An 18631-nucleotide genomic window follows, 5' to 3' on the forward strand; every position below is an offset into this window, starting at 1 on the left:
TACACCAGTTGACAACCGGTATATGCAGGTTTCTGTTTAAGGTAGTTGGTTTCATAGGACTCGGAAAATTTGAGCTGTTTTGGTTAAATGCTTGATCCACCACCGCCGGAAGAACCGCCGCCGCCAGAGAAGCCACCGCCACCGCCAAAACCACCACCTCCGAATCCACCACCAGATCCGCCGCCAAAACCGCCGCCACCCCAGAAAATTGGCGGGCCGCCACGTCCACGGTAACGACCATTTCGACCACCACGACCACCACCGCCGAAGATGCTAAAGATCACAACGATAAAAATGATTGGTCCAATAATTGAAAATAATCCATCTGAATCGTCTTCAATCGCTGCCAGTTCTTCATCGTTAAGGGCATGTTCATCAGCAGGATACCCGTAGTTTTGGTCAATTAAAGTTGTTACACTGTTAAAAACCTGCTGGAGTCCTTGGTTGATCCGTGCGTCGTCACTAGATTTCAAATCATCTTTTGATTGTTGCAAAATGTTTCCGGTGATGCTATCAGTTAGCACACCTTCTAAGCCATAACCCACTTCGATTCTCACGTTGCGTTCGCCATCGTTTAAGGCATACAGAATCAAAATTCCGTTGTCCTCCGTTGCATTCCCGATCTTCCATTTCTCAAAAAGATCTGGTGCATAGCTGTCGATGTCATCGCCGCCGGTGGATTCAATAGTGGCTACTACTACTTGCGGCTGCTCTTTTTTCTCCTTGTAGACCAAGCCTTTGTTTTCAATCAGGTCTTTAGTTTGGTTGCTCATAATTCCTAATTGATCATAATAGAAATGGCTCGGTGCTGCCGGCAGGCTTTCGGCTTGACCTTGAACAGGCAGCCAAAAGACCAGCAGGGTGAAAAAAGGCAGTAGCCATAAAAGCCGTTTTTTCATCATTATTCACCAGAGTTTCCGAAATCAACTTCCGGTACATTTTCTGCCCCTGGTTGAGCTTCAAAGTAAGGTTTTTTACCTAGTCCCATCATATTCGCAAAAATATTTTTCGGGAAGGAAACCACTTTTTGGTTGTAACTTTGGACCGCTTCGTTGTAACGTTTGCGCTCAACAGAGATGCGGTTTTCAGAACCCTCTAATTGGGTCATTAAAGTTTGGACATTTTCATTTGATTTTAGTTCGGGATAATTTTCGTTAATCACATTGACTAGTGTACCGACAGATTGATCCAATGCTTGACTGGATTCAATTTTTTCCTCATCGGTTGAAGCACTGCCATAAGCTTCACGAGCTTTAGCAATATTACCAAAAACCTCTTGCTCTTGATTCATACTGCCTTGGACTGAGTTGACCAAGTTAGGGATCAAATCAGCTCTTCGTTGCATAACATTATCGACTTGACTAAGCTGTGCTTCTACTGCTTGTTCTTCTTTGGCAAGACCGTTATATTGAGTGACGCCAAAAACGGCTAATAGCCCAACAATAACCAAGGCGATTATGCCGCCGCTTACACCTTTTTTCATCATAAATTCCTCCTTGTTATGTTCTTATTCTATCACGAAAGTCTTCCCAAGACCTAAGGCTAAGGATGTATTTTTAATAGTAGAGAAAGTACTAGCTTTATACAACAAGCCTGCTTAGTCCACAAGGTTGCAAAGTCGTTTAAAACAGGCGACTCACGAGGAGTCGCCTGTTCTATCGGGCATGATCGCATGTAAAATTCGTGCCATAGTTTTTTGCAAGGTGGTTGTTACTTTAGGTCGTGACAGCAGGTACAAAATCAGCAGCGAACCACCAATTAAAATGAGCAGCTGCAGCACGGGATTTTCGATATATTCGGTTCCTTGAACCAATGGAGCGACTAAGTAAATGTGTAACAGATAGATCGCTAAGGTCCGTTGTCCCCATGCGGTGAACCAATGAAGTTTATTATTAGCCAATGTGATAAAGACAAAAACAAAGGCAAAGCCCATCCCGTAAAGAAAAATAATCGTCAATAAATTTTGCAATAACGGAATAGTGAAGGAGTTGAAGGCTCGATCCCGCCATAATAGTTCAGGTGGAATATCGTGACTGATCCAAAAAAATGCTGTCGCGATAGCAAAAATAATAATGCCAACACTGATTAATTTGCTGTAGTGGATCCGTCGCAGATTTTTGATCAGTTGAGAATTCGCATAATAGCCGGCCAAAAAGAATGGGAAGAATCCCAGCGTTCGGGCTAAAGCCATGTACGTTCCGAATTCTGTCAAGAATCCCGAGAAGATGCCCACGATAAAACTTAGCAGCAGTACGTAACGAATTTTTACTAGATCCGACAGCATTAAGCGCCAAATGAACATACAGTACAAATACCACAAAGTCCATCCGGGAGAGAGAATTAAGATCTCCTGCGTTTTTCCAATCGCCAGCATGATTACACTCAAAAATAGATTCAACAACAAATACGGAACTAAAAACATCTCGACAGCTGTTCTTCTGCCTTTTTCTAAATTTTTCGAGAAGTAACCCGAGATAAAAATAAATACCGGCATATGGAACAAATAAATGAAGACATACAAAAACTCGCCGACTTTGTTTTCTAGCCGGAAGTACTCCAATGCGTGCCCCAATACTACTAGTAAAATTAAAACACCCCGAATATTGTCGAAAAGAAATTCGCGATTCGGTTTTGTGATCGTGGACACCTCCTTTGTTTATGCTAAAATGAAGCAAAGACTATTTGTTACTTATTGTAGCACCTAGCAAGAAAAAAATCCTCTTTATTGTAGGATTGAAGGAGAAAGCCTATGCGCTATTCAGCGAAATTTGTTAAAAACGTCTTTAAAGTCATTAACATGAAAAAGTTAGTAGGCTTTAATATGATTGATCCACCTAAGCGTCGCAACATCAATGCTAAGCAATTGAGTCGCACGGGGATCCCACAAGTGAGCACGCAGGTGGATGGACATGAAGTCATTACTTTGCTGCCTTCACATCCCACCAATCGACATGTTTTCTATTTGCATGGCGGCGGCTATGCTTTAGAGGCTTCTCCTTTTCACAAAGACATTCAAGAGCGCTTCGTAAAGCGTTATAATTTAAAGGTCAGCTATTTTGATTATCCTTTGGCACCAGAAAATACCGCCGAAAAAACATTGCCAATCACTGAAGCAGCTTTTCGTGAGCTGGTGTATTCTTATCCAGATGATGAATTTTGTTTGTTTGGAGATTCTGCAGGCGGCGGCTTGGCGATGAGCTTAGCTCAGCGACTACGAGACATTCAATTGGAAAAGCGCCCTAAAAAAATTGCATTAGCTTCTCCTTGGCTAGATGCGACACTAAGTGATCCTCGAACAGAGGAATTGCAGGAAAAGGATGTCGTGTTGGAAAAAGAGTTACTTAGTGAAGCTGGTGAAAATTATGCTGGGGCGCTTCCGTTAAATGATCCCCGTGTATCGCCGATTTATGGTGGTTTTGATGATTTAGGCGAATTGCTAGTGGTTGCGGGGACGGATGAGATTTTATATCCGGATGTTTTGCGTTTGCAGGAACGAGTGATTCGTAGCAAAAATACCGAAATGACCTTGGAAATTGTTCCAGGAATGATGCACGATTTTGTGATTTATCCGTTAAAAGAATCCTTGCGCTACATCGATCAGATGGGCGAATTTTTCCAATAGGAAAGGAGGAATTATGGCATCAAGATTCAAAGCACGACATAAATTTGCTCTGCAACAAAAATTGATTCAGCTAGCACCAGCAGTTGGTTTAGCTGCGTTGGTTTTATTAACCATTCATTTGCGACGCTTAGGACTGTTCGCTTCGCCCCATGAACTGCAGGAATTCATCAAGCAGTTTGGCAGCTTTGCGGTAGTGGTTTTTATTATTGTTCAAGCCATTCAGCCGGTTGTTCCTTTTTTGCCAGGGGGAATTGCGACAGTGGTAGGGATGCTGATGTTTGGGAATATACCAGGGATTTTATATAGCTATATCGGCTTAGTAATAGGGGAATTTGCTTTATTTGCATTAGCGCATCGTTATGGTCCCAAGTTTGCTCGTTTAGTCCTGTCGCCGAAAAATTACCAAACTTTTGAAAATACATTACACCGGCGAACGAAAGGGATTCGACGATTATTGATTGTTTGCTTCATATTTCCCTTCCTGCCGGATGATATTATTTGTCTTGTCGCTGGTATGACTGATTTGAGCTTTAAGGAATATGCTAAGATTGTGCTGATCTTTAAATTGTGGTCTGTTGCCAGCTACGGTTATTTGATTGTATTTGTATTGAACAAAACAACTTTATTCTAAGGTGAAAAGGAGGAAGCATATGACTATTCGTTATGGTATTTTGAGCACTGCTCAAGTTGTGCCTCGTTTTGTTGCTGGCGTAAAAGAGAGTATCGAGGGTGAAGTGGTCGCTATTGCATCACGTAATTTAGAAAAAGCCGAAAAGCTGGCTCAAGAACTGTCTATTCCACAAGCCTACGGTAGTTATGAAGAGCTTTGCAAAAGCCCAGATATTGATATTGTGTATGTTGCTGTTTATAACAAAGGGCACTATGATGCTGCTAAATTGGCATTAGCTCACAACAAAAACGTCCTGCTGGAAAAACCTTTCACCATGACCAGTGCTCAAGCTGAGGAGTTATTTGCACTGGCAGAGGAAAAAGGACTATTTCTTATGGAAGCACAAAAAGCATTGTTTCTGCCAATTACTGCTCAGGTTGTACAGCTACTTGAAAAAGAGGTAATTGGTAAGATACATTGGATGCAGGCAGTAATGGCGTATCCTAACATCCATCACATCAGTTGGTTTGACTCATTAGATGCCGGTGGCGGCGTTTTTCGTGGAGCGGGCACTTATCCGATCGAGTACATGCAATTTTTAATGCAACAAGCACCAAAGAGTGTCACTGGATCACTCGTTTTTCCTTTAGATGCTTCCGATACACAAGCTTCGGTCACGCTGTCTTTTCCTGATAATACCATCGGGTCCATGTTTTTAACTGTAGAATTGGACTTGCCGCCTGGGATTACTTTGTATGGGGAAAAAGGTCAGATGCATATTCCGAATTTTTGGAAGACAAAAGAGGCGGAGGTCACGTATCCGGATGGTCGCAGGGAGAAAATTATGGCCGATCATCAGAGCGAATTTGTGTTTGAAGTGGAACACGTCAATGCTTGCTTAAACCAAAAACGCCTCACTAGTCCAGTAGTAACCAAAGAGATGACGTTGCAAACTGTAAGAATCATTGAAGAAATGTATCGCAGAGCTCGGAAATGATTGGCTTCTTTAAAGCATCTGTGCTATAGTTTGTCCATGCGACGAGTCGAGCGGATCAGATTTCACAATTGATCCTTCGATCCAGAGGCACAACGACGAAAGTCACCTGGCGGATTTCAGGGTGTCGGAAGCAGATTTAGTGGACGAAAGCTGCTTCTATCATTTTTAATGGTACTGGGCTAGACCTCAAGAATTTATTCTTGAGGTTTTTTTAGTTGTTAATCCAAATTATTGAATGTGTTGTATAAAACTTAGCTGAGGCGTTCTATTTCCCTCTAGCTGTCCCTCCTTGTTACAATTGAAGAAAACAAGGAGGTGCTTTTATGAAAGCACTAGTATTAACCGAAATTGCCAAAATGGAAATCAAGAACATTGAAGAACCTAAGCCTTTACCTAAGGAAGTCAAAATTCAAATGAAATATGTAGGCATCTGTGGAACTGATAAGCATTTGTATCAAGGACTGCCTGGATCAGCCACTGCTACGCCGCCGATTGTTTTAGGTCACGAAAATTCTGGTGTCGTCGTGGAAGTCGGTCATTTAGTGGAAAGCCTGAAGGTAGGGGATCGGGTCACGGTTGATCCCAACATTCCGTGTTTACACTGCCGCTATTGTCACGAAGGCAAAATTCATTTATGCGAAAATCTAGAGGCAGTTGGCGTAACTCGCAATGGTGGTATGGAAGAATTCGTTACGGTGCCTGAGCGATGTGTCTATAAAATTCCCGACAGCTTATCCTACAAAGCGGCTGCAATGACTGAACCTGTGAGCTGTGTGGTTCATGGATTTCAAGAATTAGAGATCAAACAACATTATAAAACACTAGTAATTGGTGACGGCTTTGTCGGCCAATTATTTGTCAGTCTGTTGAAGGCTCGAAATGTCGGTAAAATTTACGTCAGCGGTCATAACGAGAAGAAGATTCCACTATTGAAGGAAATCGGCGCCGATGTGGTTTTCGATCCAGAAAAAGATCAAATCGACGAAACTTTCGATGTCATCATTGAATGTGTTGGTCGTCCCAATACGCAAGAGCAGGCCATTCAGATGGCGGAACGCGGCGGGCAAATTCTGATGTTTGGTGTGGGTGATCCAGATACTACTATCCAAGTGAATGCTTATGATGTTTATTTCAAAGAGTTGATTATTAAAGGTGCCTTCATCAATCCCCATGTAATGGAAGATGCCATCAGTATTTTAGATCATCAAGTAATCGATGTCGAAAAACTGATTACCCATGAGTTAGCGCTAGATGAAGTCGAAGCCGTTTTGTCTGGGGAAAATAAAGAAAAAATCACTAAAGCAGTCGTAAAAATATCCTAAAAATACCTTAGATGGCTCCTCCTGTGTATTGACCCCCAAAAGTTAGACTTTTTGGAGGTCAATACACCTTACGGAAAACAGTCATCTAAGGTATTTTTTTATGCTTATGCGATAAACAAGAATTTATACAAAGCAATTGCCACGATTGAAGCAGTAATTGGGGCCAAAACCGGAACCCAAGCATAGCTCCATTGGGAATCACCTTTGTATTTTAATGGCAGCATGGCATGTACTAATCTTGGTCCAAAGTCCCGTGCTGGATTCAAGCCAGGTCCAGTTGGTCCGCCAAGTGAAGCCACTAAAGTCCAAACTAAAAATCCTAAAGCAAAGTGAGCAGTACCTAAATTGTCTTGGAAGAAAGGGGCTTTCGTAATCCCAATTGCACCTAAGAATAAAATAAATGAACCGAAAAATTCATTGACGAAACCATTGAATTTAGAACCAACACTGTTAATAGTAGAAAAAGTCCCTAGTACATGTGCCGTATTTTCGGTTTGATCGTAATAAGGTTTGTAACAGGCAACAACGATTAGTTGACCAACCATTGCACCCAATACTTGTACGATAATGTAAGGAACTACTTCAGCCCAAGGGAACATACCATTTAAGGCCAAACCAATAGTGAAAGCTGGGTTGATATGATTACCGCTGATTGAACCAAACATCATAGCTGGGATCATAACCCCACACCCATAACCAACAGCAATTAACATCCAGTCACTGCCATAACCTTTTGTACCTTTCAAATCCACATTTGCCACGGCACCATTTCCCAACATGATCAACAATGCTGTACCAATAAATTCGGCCGCCAAACGCTGCATTAACGAATAATCCATGAGAACCTCCTATAAAGTTTTTTTGTAAAAGAATTCAGTAAAAAATCCATTTTATATCTTATTCCTTATTTTGGATTGTGACAAACGATAACCCTTGTGATTTTGGAATAGTCAAACGCTGTAATTTTTTCCCGTTTTAATGAGTGTATTAAGCATTAAACACTAATGCAGATATTAAGTGGATCGTTAGAATGGTAAACTTGTAGAGATGATTAGAAAAATTGACTTAAGTTTCTAAAGAAAAAATGCCAAATCACTTTAGAAACTTAAGTAACCTCATCAAAGCAACTAAAATCAAGTATCGATCTCTCTGCTTCTCTATACTAAATGTAGGGTGGTTGAAGTGAGGTGAAAAAAATGTACGAATGGCAAAAGCAAATTCAGTTGATTGTTGATGAGATTGACCGGTCGATCAGAAACTACAATGATGAGGCGTTGACGCTGCGTTTTCTCTCCCGTAAGCTGGGGTATTCCGAATTTTATACAACCCGCAAGTTCAAAGAAATTTCCGGTATGCAGTTTAGAGATTATTTGCGGCAGCGGCGCTTGGCCTTTGCCTTAAAAGAGGTGCGGGACAGCCAGAAAAGCTTTTTGGCTATTGCTTTTGATTACGGCTTTTCCTCCCATGAAGCATTTACGCGCGCCTTCAAGGGAACGTACGGAATTGCACCGCGGGACTATCGAAAAAATCCCCAGCCGGTGGTCCTCCGTACGAAACTCAGTGCCTTCGACCGCTACTTTTTAGGATTTGGAGAGATTGGCATGGTAAAATCGACAGAAGCGGTTCAAACGTATTTCGTCACAATTCCGGAGCATAAATTTTTACACATACGAAATGCTGAAAGCAATGGTTATTGGGATTTTTGGCAAAAGCAAAGCGATATTCCGGGACAGGACTGTGACACCATTACCGGTTTGCTGGAGAGTATTAAAGGAAACTTAGATGATGATGGCGGTAGCGTGCCCAACAGCAGCAGCGGTCAGATCATGGCCTACATCAGTGATCCTGCTGGCCGGCTATGCGATTGGGGTTTTCCGCGGATTGAAAGCTACGGCGTTCGCCTGCCCGCAGATTATCAAGGCAAAGTACCGGAACAGATGATCTTAATGGATGTGCCGGAGGCTGAGTATTTAGTTTTTGAGCATGGGCCTTTTGATTATGAGCAGGAAAATCGCAGTGTAGAGGAAAAGGTGGAGCAGGCGATGGCCAGCTTTGACTTCTCCCAAACCGAGTATGCCTATGACACATCATCGGGCCGGATGATTTATTTCTATCATTATCCTGAACGTTTCTGGAAATATGTTCGTCCTGTTCGTAAATCTAAGTAAATTTAGGCTTTCATTTTAAAGGAAAATTGGTAAAAAACCTTCGATTCTAAGGTGAAATAGGCTTTTCCTTTAGAATCGAAGGTGAAATTGTTAAGATAGAGCCCTGCAAAAAAGATTCGTAAATTCCAATTAAGGAACTACGAGTCTTTTTCTTTGTCGCCAAAACAGGTAAACTATCCTTGTACAGACTTTTCAACAGGAGGATACAAACATGATGTTTACCCCAGAAAGCTTTAAGGTTTTTGAGATAGATGGTTTGGATAATCGGATGGCGGCGATCCGGACGGAGATCCAACCGGTGTTCCAGGAGCTAAATGAATATTTTAGCTCCGAGTTATCCCCAATGGTGGAGGAGGACTTCTTTATCCACATTGCCCAGCACCGTCGCCGGACGACCCATGCCCCAGAAAATACTTGGTCTGCTCTGAGTCGCAAAAAACGCGGCTACAAAATGGAGCCTCATTTTCAGCTGGGAATTTGGCCGGAATATGTCTTTATGTGGCTGTCCTGCATCGATCAGCCGAAAAATGAACAGGCAATTGCTCAAAAAATGCTGGATCAGCCGGAACTATTTGAGAACTTATCCCCAGATTTCAAATTGTCAGGAGATCATACAAAAAAGGATACCCAAGAATTAACTCCGGAAGCTGTGGAAAAGCTGTTAGTAAGATTTCGCGATGTGAAAAAAGGTGAGTTTCAAATTGGGCGCAGCATCCCTAAAGACAGTCCACTGTGGAAAAAGCCGGAAGAAGCCAAAGCATATATGATCGAAACTTATCAACAATTAATGCCGATTTATCAATCAATCATTCAGGAGGCAGCACAATGACATTTGAAGAAATTTTACCGCAATTAAAAAAAGGTGCCAAAATTATTCGCCGCGGTTGGGGCGGATTTGAATTATACGTAACCTTAGTGGAAGGGGAAACCTATGATAATTCACCAGTAACCCCTTATTTTCTGATCAAAACCGCCGACGAAGGCTTCTCCAGCTTTGCGCCGACGGTCTGCGATATTTTAGCAGATGATTGGGAGTTAGTGGAATGATCCATTACTCCGAATTTGCCGGGAAAGTTGTCGTAGTTTCCGGGGCAGCTTCCGGAATCGGCCAGGCACAAGCGGAAGCTTTTCTGGATCAGGGCGCAACGGTGATTGCTTTGGATCGCCAAACAATCCCTGAAAAAGAGGGCCAGATTTTTTACCAGGTAGACCTCAGCGACAGATCACAGGTGGAAAACACCGCTAAAACTATTTTAAAAAGTTATCCCCATGTGGATATCTTGATCAATACAGCCGGAATCTTGGACAATTATTTACCAACGTTATCCACATCTGAAGAACTGTGGATGAAGGTGTTCCAAACCAACGTGACCAGTATTTATCGCATGACTAATTTGTTTTTACCCCAAATGCTGGAACGAAAAGCCGGCGTCATTGTCAACATGGCTTCAATTGCTGGGCAGATCGCCGGTGGCGGTGGGGCCGCTTATACGATGGCAAAGCATGCGGTGGTTGGCTACACGAAGCAGCTGGCGCTGGATTATGCCAAGGATGGGATTCGCGTGAATGCCTTGGCTCCTGGTGCCATCAAGACACCCATGAATGCGGCGGACTTTGCCGGAGATGGTGAAATGGCCAAGTGGGTAGCCAAAGAAACCCCCATGAAACGCTGGGCAGAACCTCAAGAAGTAGCGACTGCCACCTTGTTTTTAGCTAGTGAAGCAGCAAGTTATCTACAAGGTGTCGTGCTGCCTGTGGATGGCGGCTGGATGTTGAAATAAGACGCAAAAAAAGCGAAGGCCCAGGGCTCTTCGCTTTTCGTTTTATTCCTCATCTTCAATATATTCCAAAATATCTCCTGGCTGGCAGTTTAAGACTTTACAAATTTCATTTAAAGTAGAGAATCTGACAGCCTTGGCTTTGCCGGTTTTCAAAATCGAAATATTGGCATTGGACATGCCCACACGTTTGGCTAGTTCACCGGAAGCCATCTTATTTTTCGCTAAAACCACATCTAAATTTACTTGAATCATTTGTTTTCCTCCTTAAGAAGCGGCTAGATCGTCAATTCATTTTCTTCCGCAATCAAATTCGCTCTTTCCAAAATCTTTGCCAAAGCCCAGACGATTGAAGCTCCTATCACATAAGTCAGATCCCATGAGAAACCATCTGTTGCAAGTCCTTGCAGCGAAGCAATCAAGTCAGGCAAGCCGGTAACAAAAGACAATACCAGTAAAATTGCGGCCACTTTTTTAGCAGTAAGGACATTTTCGGTCACAAAGATACGATCCATTTCCAAGTTCTTAAAGAATCGGCGGATAAAGTAGAACAAGACAATGTTCAAAACAATTCCAGCAAACGAAGTAATCATAATCAACGGTGAGGAGAACCATGCAAAATAGCCCGTAACGGAGGCTGCTTCACTAGGTGTCAGGGTGGTAATTTGGTCATGGATACTTGGGATATTCATCAGCACAGTCGCCAACACAATTCCCGCCGCCGCAATCACCATTAATCCGATCATAATACTAAATACAATTTTCAATCCTCGGTACACATTTTTTTCTACATTCATTTTTCGTACACTCCTTTTATTTGTTTAACTTGAAATGAGTATACCGTGCTATTTAACGAAAGTCAACAAAAATATATCGAATATCGATAAAAATATATCGAATTATCGAAATTGGTGTTTGCAGGAAATGCTGGGAATTTTAATATTAGACCATCAAACCTTGAAACAGAGGGATCTATTGACAGTATCGAAAGAATCACGTAAAGTAAAAAAAGCAATAGATAAATTTCCGCTGAAGAGAAAAAAGTCTCTGAGGAAAACCGATCAATGAGTAGACAGCTTTGGATTCGTCTCTTATTGAATTGCGGGAGCGTGTCTCTTCTAATGGTAGTACCATGCTAAAACGTCTTTTTGACAGCGAATATTGTTAAACGGACTTTTTTAATTAGTGTCTGGCTTCGTAAGCTAGCTTTATCGTTGCTTCAAAGCTGAGCGAGTTCACAAAGCCTTTCTTATAAATGAGGAGGAAATATTCATGGCAGAAGTAGAAAGTTTTACCCTAGATCATACAAAGGTAAAAGCACCTTATGTACGATTGATTGCTGAAGAAGCAGGAAAAAAAGGCGATGTAATTGCTAATTATGATTTGCGTTTCTTACAGCCTAATGAAAAAGAAATGCCAACTGGAGCGATCCATACTTTAGAGCATTTGCTGGCAGATTTATTAAGAGATCGTTTAGACGGTATCATTGATGTCTCTCCATTTGGCTGCCGAACAGGATTTCACTTGATCACTTGGGGTGTACCCAGTTCAACTGAGGTTGCTAAGGCATTGACCGACGTATTAACTACGATTGTTAATGAAACAAAATGGGAAGATGTTCAAGGCGTGGATATCGAAAGTTGCGGCAATTACCGTGATCATTCGCTATTCGGTGCAAAAGAATATGCGAAATTGGTTATCGAACAAGGTATTAGTGACGATCCTTTTGAGCGACATGTAGTTAAATAAAAAATAGTTAGTTTAAGACAATCCGTTTGCACATTACTTGTGTCAACGGATTGTCTTTTTTTCTGCACTTTTTCATTATTTGTCCCATTGACTTTGGTAGAAGCAACCAGTTATTTTTATGCTGCAGCTCAAATAACTATTTGTAAACGCTTGCTTTCTTATGTCCATATAAGTGGACACAAGAAAATGTTTGCGGTTGCAAAAAACACTTATAGTAAAGACAAGGAGGTTGACAAAATGCAGCTAAGTAAAAGAGAGACACAGTTGATTGAGTTGTTTATCAAGCATGGAATGACGTTGACGGGTCAAGAGCTAGCTGAATTTGCCAATGTTTCGACCAAAACGATTTATCGAACCATTAAGAAAATTAACGAAGCATCAGAAAATGGCGACATTATTGTATCCGAAGTCGGGAAAGGGTTCCGACTGGATTATGAAAAGTATTTAAAAGAAAGTTTTCAAAAACGTAGCGAAAATCAGGTGCAGGGACCGTGGGAACGAAGGAATGCAATTTTACTAACTTTGTTGTTCAAATCACCTAGAAAGGTTTTGATTCACGATCTTTTTTCACCTTATTACGTGAGTGACACGGTTATCACCAATGACTTAACACGAATTGCTGAATTTCTAACAGATTACCAGCTTGAGCTGATTAAAAAGGATCAGCGAATTTCAGTTGAAGGCAATGAGAAAGAGATTCGCAAAGTAGTGAATGTTTTGTTGAGTACCAACACCCTGCTGGATGCTGATTTTACTACTCAAAAGCACAAAATTAGCGCTTATGACATCAATTTCATTACCTCGTTGCTGGAATTTATCGAGAACCAGCTACAAAGTGGGATCGTTTATCCCTACAACATGAATATATTTTCCCATATCTACATATTAATTAAACGGGTACGGGAGGGGGATATTCGTGCCGATCAATCTTTTGAACGATTGGACGAAGATGAACAGAAGCTAATTGAACGTTATCACGAATTGTACCAGCTATCTGAAAAGGTCATTGGTAAGATGAATGATTATTTAAGTCTAATACTACCTAAAAGTGAAACTTTTTACCTTTTTCAATACTTGATATCTTCTAGGATCGAAAACACGCCCATCAAGCTAGTAGAAAAGTCACAAACAGCTTTAGATATGACTGATTACTTTTCTAAAAAGATGAGCGAAAAGATGGGAATAAGGATTGATCAGCAACCAAATCAGCAAGATTTATACAGCCACGTTGAACCGATGCTGTACCGTTTAAAAAATGAAATCATTGTCAAAAACGACCTGCTAAGTGATATCAAGCTGGAATACAGCGAAACCTTTAACCAAGTGAAGCAGGTAAGTCAAGAGGTACAGGAAGTTTTCCAAGTCAATGAAATTTCCGAAGATGAGATTGGTTTTCTAACGCTCTACTTTGTGAAATACAAGGAAATGATCAATTCCAAAAAACGTGTACTCATCATGTGCAGCAGTGGCGTTGGAACATCGGAGTTATTGAAAGTAAAAGTACGGAAAGCTTTTCCTGAATTAGAAATTGTCGATGTCCTTTCAGCTAGACAATATCAGAAGAAAGCAGATCAATACCACAATATCGATTTAGTTCTAACCACCGTTCACTTGAATACGGAAATGCAATTTCCTTCCATTTTAGTGAATTCAGTATTTACCAAACAAGACGAGCACCGCGTAAAACAAATGTTAGGAGAGATTGAATAATGACAGAATATGCAATGGAAGAGTTTAGTATCGCTGATGTAATTACTGAAGAGTTAATTACTTTAGAAATGATGGCTACGAATAAAGAGGAAGCTATTTTAGAGCTGACGAATCTGTTAGCTGCACAAGGAATTGTTACTGACAGCAAAGGTTTCTCCGAGGATGTGTTCCTCCGGGAAACCGAGGGCATGACTGGTATCGGCAATGGGGTTGCCATTCCTCACGGAAAATCAGACAGTGTCAGTCAAACTTCATTAGTTGTTGGCAAAACAAAAGAACCTATCGAATGGGAATCTTTGGATGAAAAACCGGTCCGAGTGATCATTTTGTTCGCAGTTCGCAACACCGATGCCAACACAATGCATATCAAACTGCTACAAAAAGTAGCGATGCTGCTGGCTGATGAAGACTTCATCGAAAACATGGTTTCAGCGCAAACCAAAGCTGAAATGCTGGAGCTGCTATCGGAAGAGCCGGAAGAATAAGAGCCGGCAGCGAAACAAAGTTTTTTACTAAAAGGTTAATAACTATTAATAGGAGGAATTATACATGAAAATCGTTGGAGTAGCCGCATGTACGTCAGGGATCGCCCACACGTACATTGCCAAGAAGAAGCTGGAAACAGCAGCCAAAAGTTTAGGTCACGAGATTCACATCGAAACCCAAGGCACCATCGGAACAGAGGATGAACTAACTGCCAAAGACATTAAGGAAGCTGACGTAGTGATTATTGCTGCCGACATCAAGATAGGAGGGAAGGACCGCTTTAAAGGGAAAAAAGTCGTTGAGATTCCAACTAGTATGGTGATCAAAGCACCAAAGGGATTAATCAACAAGATCGAAGAGGAAGTTTTGAAGGCGTAAAAAAAGGAGGACAAAATAATGATGAAAAAACTGCAACTGAAAAAACATGCATTGACGGCAATCTCCTACATGTTGCCAATAGTTGTTACAGCGGGGTTATTGATTGCCATCGGAAACTTAACCGGCGGGGCCGTGATTGAAGATTACAAAGCAGCTTACTCAGTACCGGATGCACTGGTTTCCTTAGGGGTGCTGGGGATGGGCTTGTTGGCACCGGTTATTTCTGGGGCGATTGCTTACTCCATCGCTGACCGTCCAGGGATTGGGCCTGGTTTGTTTATGGGTTTAATCGCTAATTCCATCGGCGCTGGTTTCTTAGGCGGGATGCTAGGTGGTTACTTGGTTGGGTTCTTCGTACTATTCTTAGTCAAAAATCTAAAGGTGCCAGTTTGGGCGCAAGGCTTAATGCCAATGATGATTGTTCCGCTATTATCTACCTTAATTATCGGGTTATTGATGTTCTTTGTCATTGGTATACCAATTGTTTGGGCAACCGAAGCCTTAACTGATTTCTTGGTTGGGTTGCAAGGCTCTGGTAAATTCTTATTTGGTTCAATTGTTGGTGGGATGGCCGCCTTTGACTTCGGTGGTCCGGTTAACAAGGTCGCTTCCTTATTCGCTGATGGGATGCTGCTGGAAGGGATTCAAGAACCAGAAGCAGTCAAAGTATTGGCGTCCATGGTGCCACCATTTGGTGTAACGATTTCTTGGGTAATGTCTCGTGTCTTCCGTAAACCAAAATATTCAAAAGAAGAACAAGACAATATCAAAATCGCTTTCCCAATGGGCTTATGTATGATCACGGAAGGTGTCATTCCGATTGCCGCAGTGGATCCGATTCGGGTTATCGTTTCTTGTGTAGCTGGGGCAGCAATTGGCGGCGGCTTAAGCATGAGCTGGGGTGTCGGCTCACCGGTTCCTTCTGGAGGAGTCTTCATTATTCCGGCTATGACTGATCCGTTGAAATTTACCTTAGCCTTATTAATTGGTTCCGTGGTTACTGGCGTTCTATTGTTTGTTCTGAAGAAAGAGCCAGTTGAAAATGAAGTTGTGGATGAAGAAGAGGAAGATGTTGATTTTTCTTCAATTAAATTGAACTAGTCTTGGAGGGATTACATGTACGTTTCCATGAAAGAAATGCTGCAAAAGGCCAATGAAGAAAAATATGCGGTGCTGGCGATTAACTGCTTCAACCTAGAAACTGCCAAGGCTGTAATCGAAGCAGCGGAAGAAATGCATTCGCCCATCATTGTTGACCTGTTGCAGGATCATTTAAAGGAGCATCTGGATCATCGTTATTTGACCCAACCGATAATCCGTATGGCCAACAACGCCAAGGTGGAAGTGGCCATCAATTTGGACCACGGTCAGGATGTTGCCTTTGTTAAGCAGTGTCTCCATGAAGGCTTTTCCAGTGTCATGATGGATGCTTCCATGTATCCATTGGAAGAAAATATTCGGATTACCCGCAATATCGTGGAGCTGGCGCAGGTGTACAATGCCAGCGTTGAAGCCGAGGTTGGCGATATGGGGGCGGTGGCCGGCGATCATTTCACCAATGACGAAATGTACACCGACCCGGATGATGCGATTCGTTTCATTCAAGAAACCGGCGTGGATTGCCTAGCCTTGTCTTATGGTTCCAGTCACGGGAATTATCCCGAAGGCTATGTGCCGGAGTTCCGCTTTGACATTGTTAAAAAAATCAAGGCCGCTACCAACCTGCCGTTAGTTTTACACGGCGGCTCTGGTGCCGGCAAAGAAAACATTTTAAAATCCATCGAACTAGGCATCAACAAAATCAATGTCGGTTCCGATTTTATGAAGGGACAGCTAGAGGATGTAAGAGCACAGCTGGCCAACAATCCCGAGGTGGATTATCCGACGCTGATCCATCACACGATGGCCGCCGGAAGAGAAGTTGTCAAACAGTATATAGAGCTTTCGGGTTCTAAAAATAAATCACTATAGAGGAGTCTATGCCAAATGTTAATCAATATGAATCAAATGCTGGAAATTGCTAAAGAGGAAAAATTCGCTGTAGGGGCCTTCAACGTCGCTGACAGTAACTTCCTAAGAGTTGTGATCGAAGCCGCGGAAGAAAATGATGCACCAGCGATTATCGCGGTTCACCCGACTGAATTAGATTTTACCAAAGATGAGTTCTTCCAATATGCCGTATCACGGGCGAAAAACAGCTCAGTACCTTTCGTTATTCACATGGACCATGGCGACAGCTTAGCCAGCATCATGCGGGCAATCCACTGCGGCTTCAGCTCAGTCATGATCGACGGTTCATTGCTTCCATTTGAAGAAAATATCGCCATTACCAAAGAAGTCGTGGATGTCTGCCACAAAATCGGCGTGTCCGTCGAAGGGGAATTAGGAACCATCGGCAACACCGGTACGACGATCGAAGGCGGCGTATCAGAAGTGATCTACACCAGACCAGAAGATGCCGATGAATTTATCCAAAAAACCGGGATTGATACTTTAGCAGTTGCCATCGGAACGGCTCATGGGATTTATCCAAAAAATATCAAACCACAGTTGAAGATGGATGTATTGCAAGAAATCAAAGACCGGGTGGATATTCCATTGGTTCTCCATGGCGGATCAGCGAATCCAGATGAAGAAATTGCTAAAGCAGTTCAAATCGGGATTCAAAAGGTCAATATCTCTTCGGATTACAAATACGCCTTCTACAAAAAATGTCGTGAAATTCTTTCAACTACCGAACTTTGGGATGCCAATGCGATTTATCCAGAATGTATTGATGCAGCCAAAGCGGTGGTGAAACAAAAAATGGAATTGTTCAACTCCATCGGACAAGCCAAAGTTTATCGTGAAAGAAATGTTCAACCTTGGAGACAAGACCAAGCATAAAAAATCAAAGCCAAGGAAATTTTTCCTTGGCTTTTTTGGAGGAGAAAACCATGTATATTGGCGGAATAGAAGACGGCGGCACCAAATTTGTTTGTGCTGTGGCGAATCAGGAATTAACAATCATCGAAAAAGTCAGCATCCCTACCACTACCCCAGAAGAAACCTTGGCAGGTGTTTTTCAATTTTTTGACCACTTCACGTTGGATGCGCTAGGGGTCGGCTCTTTCGGCCCGATTGGTGTGCAGAAGGAGCAAGCGAACTACGGCCATATTTTAGCAACTCCTAAAAAAGGCTGGACCAACTTCGATTTTTTAGGCAACTTGAAAGAGCGCTACGGGATTCCGATGGCGTGGACGACAGACGTGAATGCGGCAGCCTACGGTGAACTGAAAAAGGGAGCGGCCTGGGGATGTCAAAGCTGTATTTATTTAACGGTGGGAACCGGGATCGGCGGCGGCATTGTCGTGAATAATGCTGTGTTTGAAGGGGTTAGCCATCCCGAAATGGGCCACATTTTTGTCAAAAGACATCCAGAGGATACATATGGAGGAACCTGTCCTTATCATGAGGATTGCCTAGAAGGACTGGCGGCCGGTCCCTCGTTAGAAGCACGCACCGGTATCCGCGGGGAGAATCTGCCAGCCGACCATTCAGTTTGGGAGCTGCAGGCCTACTATCTGGCGCAAGCCTTGATGTCCTACACCTTAATTTTAAATCCAGAAAAAATTGTCTTAGGCGGTGGCGTCATGAATCAGCCGCATCTGCTGGAAAAAATCCGCCAGCAATTTACAAAGCTGTTAAACGGCTACGTGGAGATTGCCAACATTGATGACTACATCGTCTGCTGGGGAATGCCGGATGAGAGCGGCTTGATGGGGACTTTGCTGCTTGCGCAACAGGAACTGATCTGATTCTGTCCGTCTCA

Annotated in this window: 22 protein-coding genes; 16 read left to right on the forward strand and 6 right to left on the reverse strand. The window is 42.5% G+C overall.

Going from position 1 to position 18631, the window contains the following annotated elements:
• Nucleotides 1–83 precede the first annotated feature (83 nt).
• From IGI42_RS10680 to IGI42_RS10690, 3 genes are all read right to left on the reverse strand, one after another.
• Entirely contained in the window at nucleotides 84–899 is an 816-nt protein-coding gene (locus IGI42_RS10680) for a TPM domain-containing protein (RefSeq protein ID WP_438715839.1), read from the reverse strand.
• A 2-nt stretch (nucleotides 900–901) separates the two neighbouring features.
• Nucleotides 902–1483, reverse strand: a complete 582-nt coding sequence (locus tag IGI42_RS10685) for a LemA family protein (RefSeq protein ID WP_438715840.1) — start codon at nucleotides 1481–1483, stop codon at nucleotides 902–904.
• A 153-nt stretch (nucleotides 1484–1636) separates the two neighbouring features.
• On the reverse strand, nucleotides 1637–2647 hold the full coding sequence (locus tag IGI42_RS10690) for an acyltransferase family protein (protein ID WP_438715841.1): 1011 nt from the start codon (nucleotides 2645–2647) through the stop codon (nucleotides 1637–1639).
• Nucleotides 2648–2749: 102 nt separating this feature from the next.
• Between IGI42_RS10690 and IGI42_RS10695 the strand changes: the two genes are divergently transcribed.
• The 4 genes from IGI42_RS10695 to IGI42_RS10710 all read left to right on the forward strand — a co-directional run bounded on the left by IGI42_RS10695 (nucleotide 2750) and on the right by IGI42_RS10710 (nucleotide 6551).
• Nucleotides 2750–3622, forward strand: coding sequence for an alpha/beta hydrolase fold domain-containing protein (locus IGI42_RS10695; protein WP_438715842.1), 873 nt, complete (start codon nucleotides 2750–2752; stop codon nucleotides 3620–3622).
• Between the two features lie 13 nt (nucleotides 3623–3635).
• Nucleotides 3636–4253 carry a TVP38/TMEM64 family protein gene (locus tag IGI42_RS10700; RefSeq protein ID WP_438715843.1) on the forward strand — a complete coding sequence of 206 codons (618 nt, stop codon included), beginning with the start codon at nucleotides 3636–3638 and terminating at the stop codon, nucleotides 4251–4253.
• 19 nt (nucleotides 4254–4272) lie between these two features.
• Nucleotides 4273–5229: a Gfo/Idh/MocA family protein gene (locus tag IGI42_RS10705; RefSeq protein WP_438715844.1), complete on the forward strand. Its 957-nt coding sequence runs from the start codon at nucleotides 4273–4275 to the stop codon at nucleotides 5227–5229.
• Nucleotides 5230–5552: 323 nt separating this feature from the next.
• Nucleotides 5553–6551: a zinc-dependent alcohol dehydrogenase family protein gene (locus IGI42_RS10710; protein ID WP_438715845.1), complete on the forward strand. Its 999-nt coding sequence runs from the start codon at nucleotides 5553–5555 to the stop codon at nucleotides 6549–6551.
• A 104-nt stretch (nucleotides 6552–6655) separates the two neighbouring features.
• Here IGI42_RS10710 and IGI42_RS10715 read toward each other — a convergent pair whose 3' ends face one another.
• A complete protein-coding gene (locus tag IGI42_RS10715; protein ID WP_438715846.1) occupies nucleotides 6656–7390 on the reverse strand; it encodes an MIP/aquaporin family protein in 735 nt (244 codons plus the stop codon).
• 357 nt (nucleotides 7391–7747) lie between these two features.
• On the opposite strand from IGI42_RS10715, the gene IGI42_RS10720 reads away from it, so the two are divergent.
• The 4 genes from IGI42_RS10720 (at nucleotide 7748) to IGI42_RS10735 (ending at nucleotide 10500) form a co-directional block, all read left to right on the forward strand.
• Nucleotides 7748–8719, forward strand: coding sequence for a helix-turn-helix transcriptional regulator (locus IGI42_RS10720; RefSeq protein ID WP_438715847.1), 972 nt, complete (start codon nucleotides 7748–7750; stop codon nucleotides 8717–8719).
• Between the two features lie 214 nt (nucleotides 8720–8933).
• Nucleotides 8934–9548 (forward strand): DUF1054 domain-containing protein, encoded by a 615-nt coding sequence (locus IGI42_RS10725; protein WP_438717038.1) that lies wholly within the window; start codon nucleotides 8934–8936, stop codon nucleotides 9546–9548.
• Nucleotides 9545–9766 (forward strand): DUF2829 domain-containing protein, encoded by a 222-nt coding sequence (locus tag IGI42_RS10730; RefSeq protein WP_207671755.1) that lies wholly within the window; start codon nucleotides 9545–9547, stop codon nucleotides 9764–9766. Before IGI42_RS10725 ends, IGI42_RS10730 begins: the two co-directional genes overlap by 4 nt.
• A complete protein-coding gene (locus IGI42_RS10735; RefSeq protein WP_438715848.1) occupies nucleotides 9763–10500 on the forward strand; it encodes a 3-oxoacyl-ACP reductase in 738 nt (245 codons plus the stop codon). The genes IGI42_RS10730 and IGI42_RS10735 overlap by 4 nt, the downstream gene beginning before the upstream one ends.
• 42 nt (nucleotides 10501–10542) lie before the next feature.
• On the opposite strand, the gene IGI42_RS10740 is transcribed toward IGI42_RS10735, so the two are convergent.
• Nucleotides 10543–10752 (reverse strand): helix-turn-helix domain-containing protein, encoded by a 210-nt coding sequence (locus tag IGI42_RS10740; protein ID WP_438715849.1) that lies wholly within the window; start codon nucleotides 10750–10752, stop codon nucleotides 10543–10545.
• Between the two features lie 23 nt (nucleotides 10753–10775).
• On the reverse strand, nucleotides 10776–11294 hold the full coding sequence (locus tag IGI42_RS10745) for a DUF2975 domain-containing protein (RefSeq protein WP_438715850.1): 519 nt from the start codon (nucleotides 11292–11294) through the stop codon (nucleotides 10776–10778).
• 475 nt (nucleotides 11295–11769) lie between these two features.
• Here IGI42_RS10745 and IGI42_RS10750 point away from each other — a divergent pair, with 475 nt between their 5' ends.
• From IGI42_RS10750 to IGI42_RS10785, 8 genes are all read left to right on the forward strand, one after another.
• Entirely contained in the window at nucleotides 11770–12246 is a 477-nt protein-coding gene (locus IGI42_RS10750; RefSeq protein ID WP_438715851.1) for an S-ribosylhomocysteine lyase, read from the forward strand.
• Nucleotides 12247–12483: 237 nt separating this feature from the next.
• On the forward strand, nucleotides 12484–13956 hold the full coding sequence (locus tag IGI42_RS10755; RefSeq protein WP_438715853.1) for a BglG family transcription antiterminator: 1473 nt from the start codon (nucleotides 12484–12486) through the stop codon (nucleotides 13954–13956).
• Nucleotides 13956–14441: a PTS sugar transporter subunit IIA gene (locus IGI42_RS10760; protein WP_438715854.1), complete on the forward strand. Its 486-nt coding sequence runs from the start codon at nucleotides 13956–13958 to the stop codon at nucleotides 14439–14441. Before IGI42_RS10755 ends, IGI42_RS10760 begins: the two co-directional genes overlap by 1 nt.
• A gap of 64 nt (nucleotides 14442–14505) precedes the next feature.
• Entirely contained in the window at nucleotides 14506–14820 is a 315-nt protein-coding gene (locus IGI42_RS10765) for a PTS fructose transporter subunit IIB (RefSeq protein WP_207671762.1), read from the forward strand.
• A gap of 18 nt (nucleotides 14821–14838) precedes the next feature.
• Nucleotides 14839–15921, forward strand: coding sequence for a PTS fructose transporter subunit IIC (locus IGI42_RS10770; RefSeq protein ID WP_438715855.1), 1083 nt, complete (start codon nucleotides 14839–14841; stop codon nucleotides 15919–15921).
• A 15-nt stretch (nucleotides 15922–15936) separates the two neighbouring features.
• The gene (locus IGI42_RS10775; RefSeq protein WP_438715856.1) at nucleotides 15937–16791 is read left to right on the forward strand and encodes a class II fructose-bisphosphate aldolase; all 855 of its coding nucleotides are present in this window, start codon (nucleotides 15937–15939) and stop codon (nucleotides 16789–16791) included.
• 15 nt (nucleotides 16792–16806) lie between these two features.
• Complete coding sequence (locus IGI42_RS10780) at nucleotides 16807–17706, forward strand: ketose-bisphosphate aldolase (RefSeq protein WP_438715857.1); 900 nt, start codon at nucleotides 16807–16809, stop codon at nucleotides 17704–17706.
• A gap of 50 nt (nucleotides 17707–17756) precedes the next feature.
• Nucleotides 17757–18617 (forward strand): ROK family protein, encoded by an 861-nt coding sequence (locus IGI42_RS10785; RefSeq protein WP_438715858.1) that lies wholly within the window; start codon nucleotides 17757–17759, stop codon nucleotides 18615–18617.
• The last annotated feature ends 14 nt before the right edge of the window (nucleotides 18618–18631 follow it).

Source organism: Enterococcus sp. AZ109 (assembly GCF_051714625.1).
In the GTDB taxonomy this organism is placed as follows: Bacteria; Bacillota; Bacilli; order Lactobacillales; family Enterococcaceae; genus Enterococcus_A.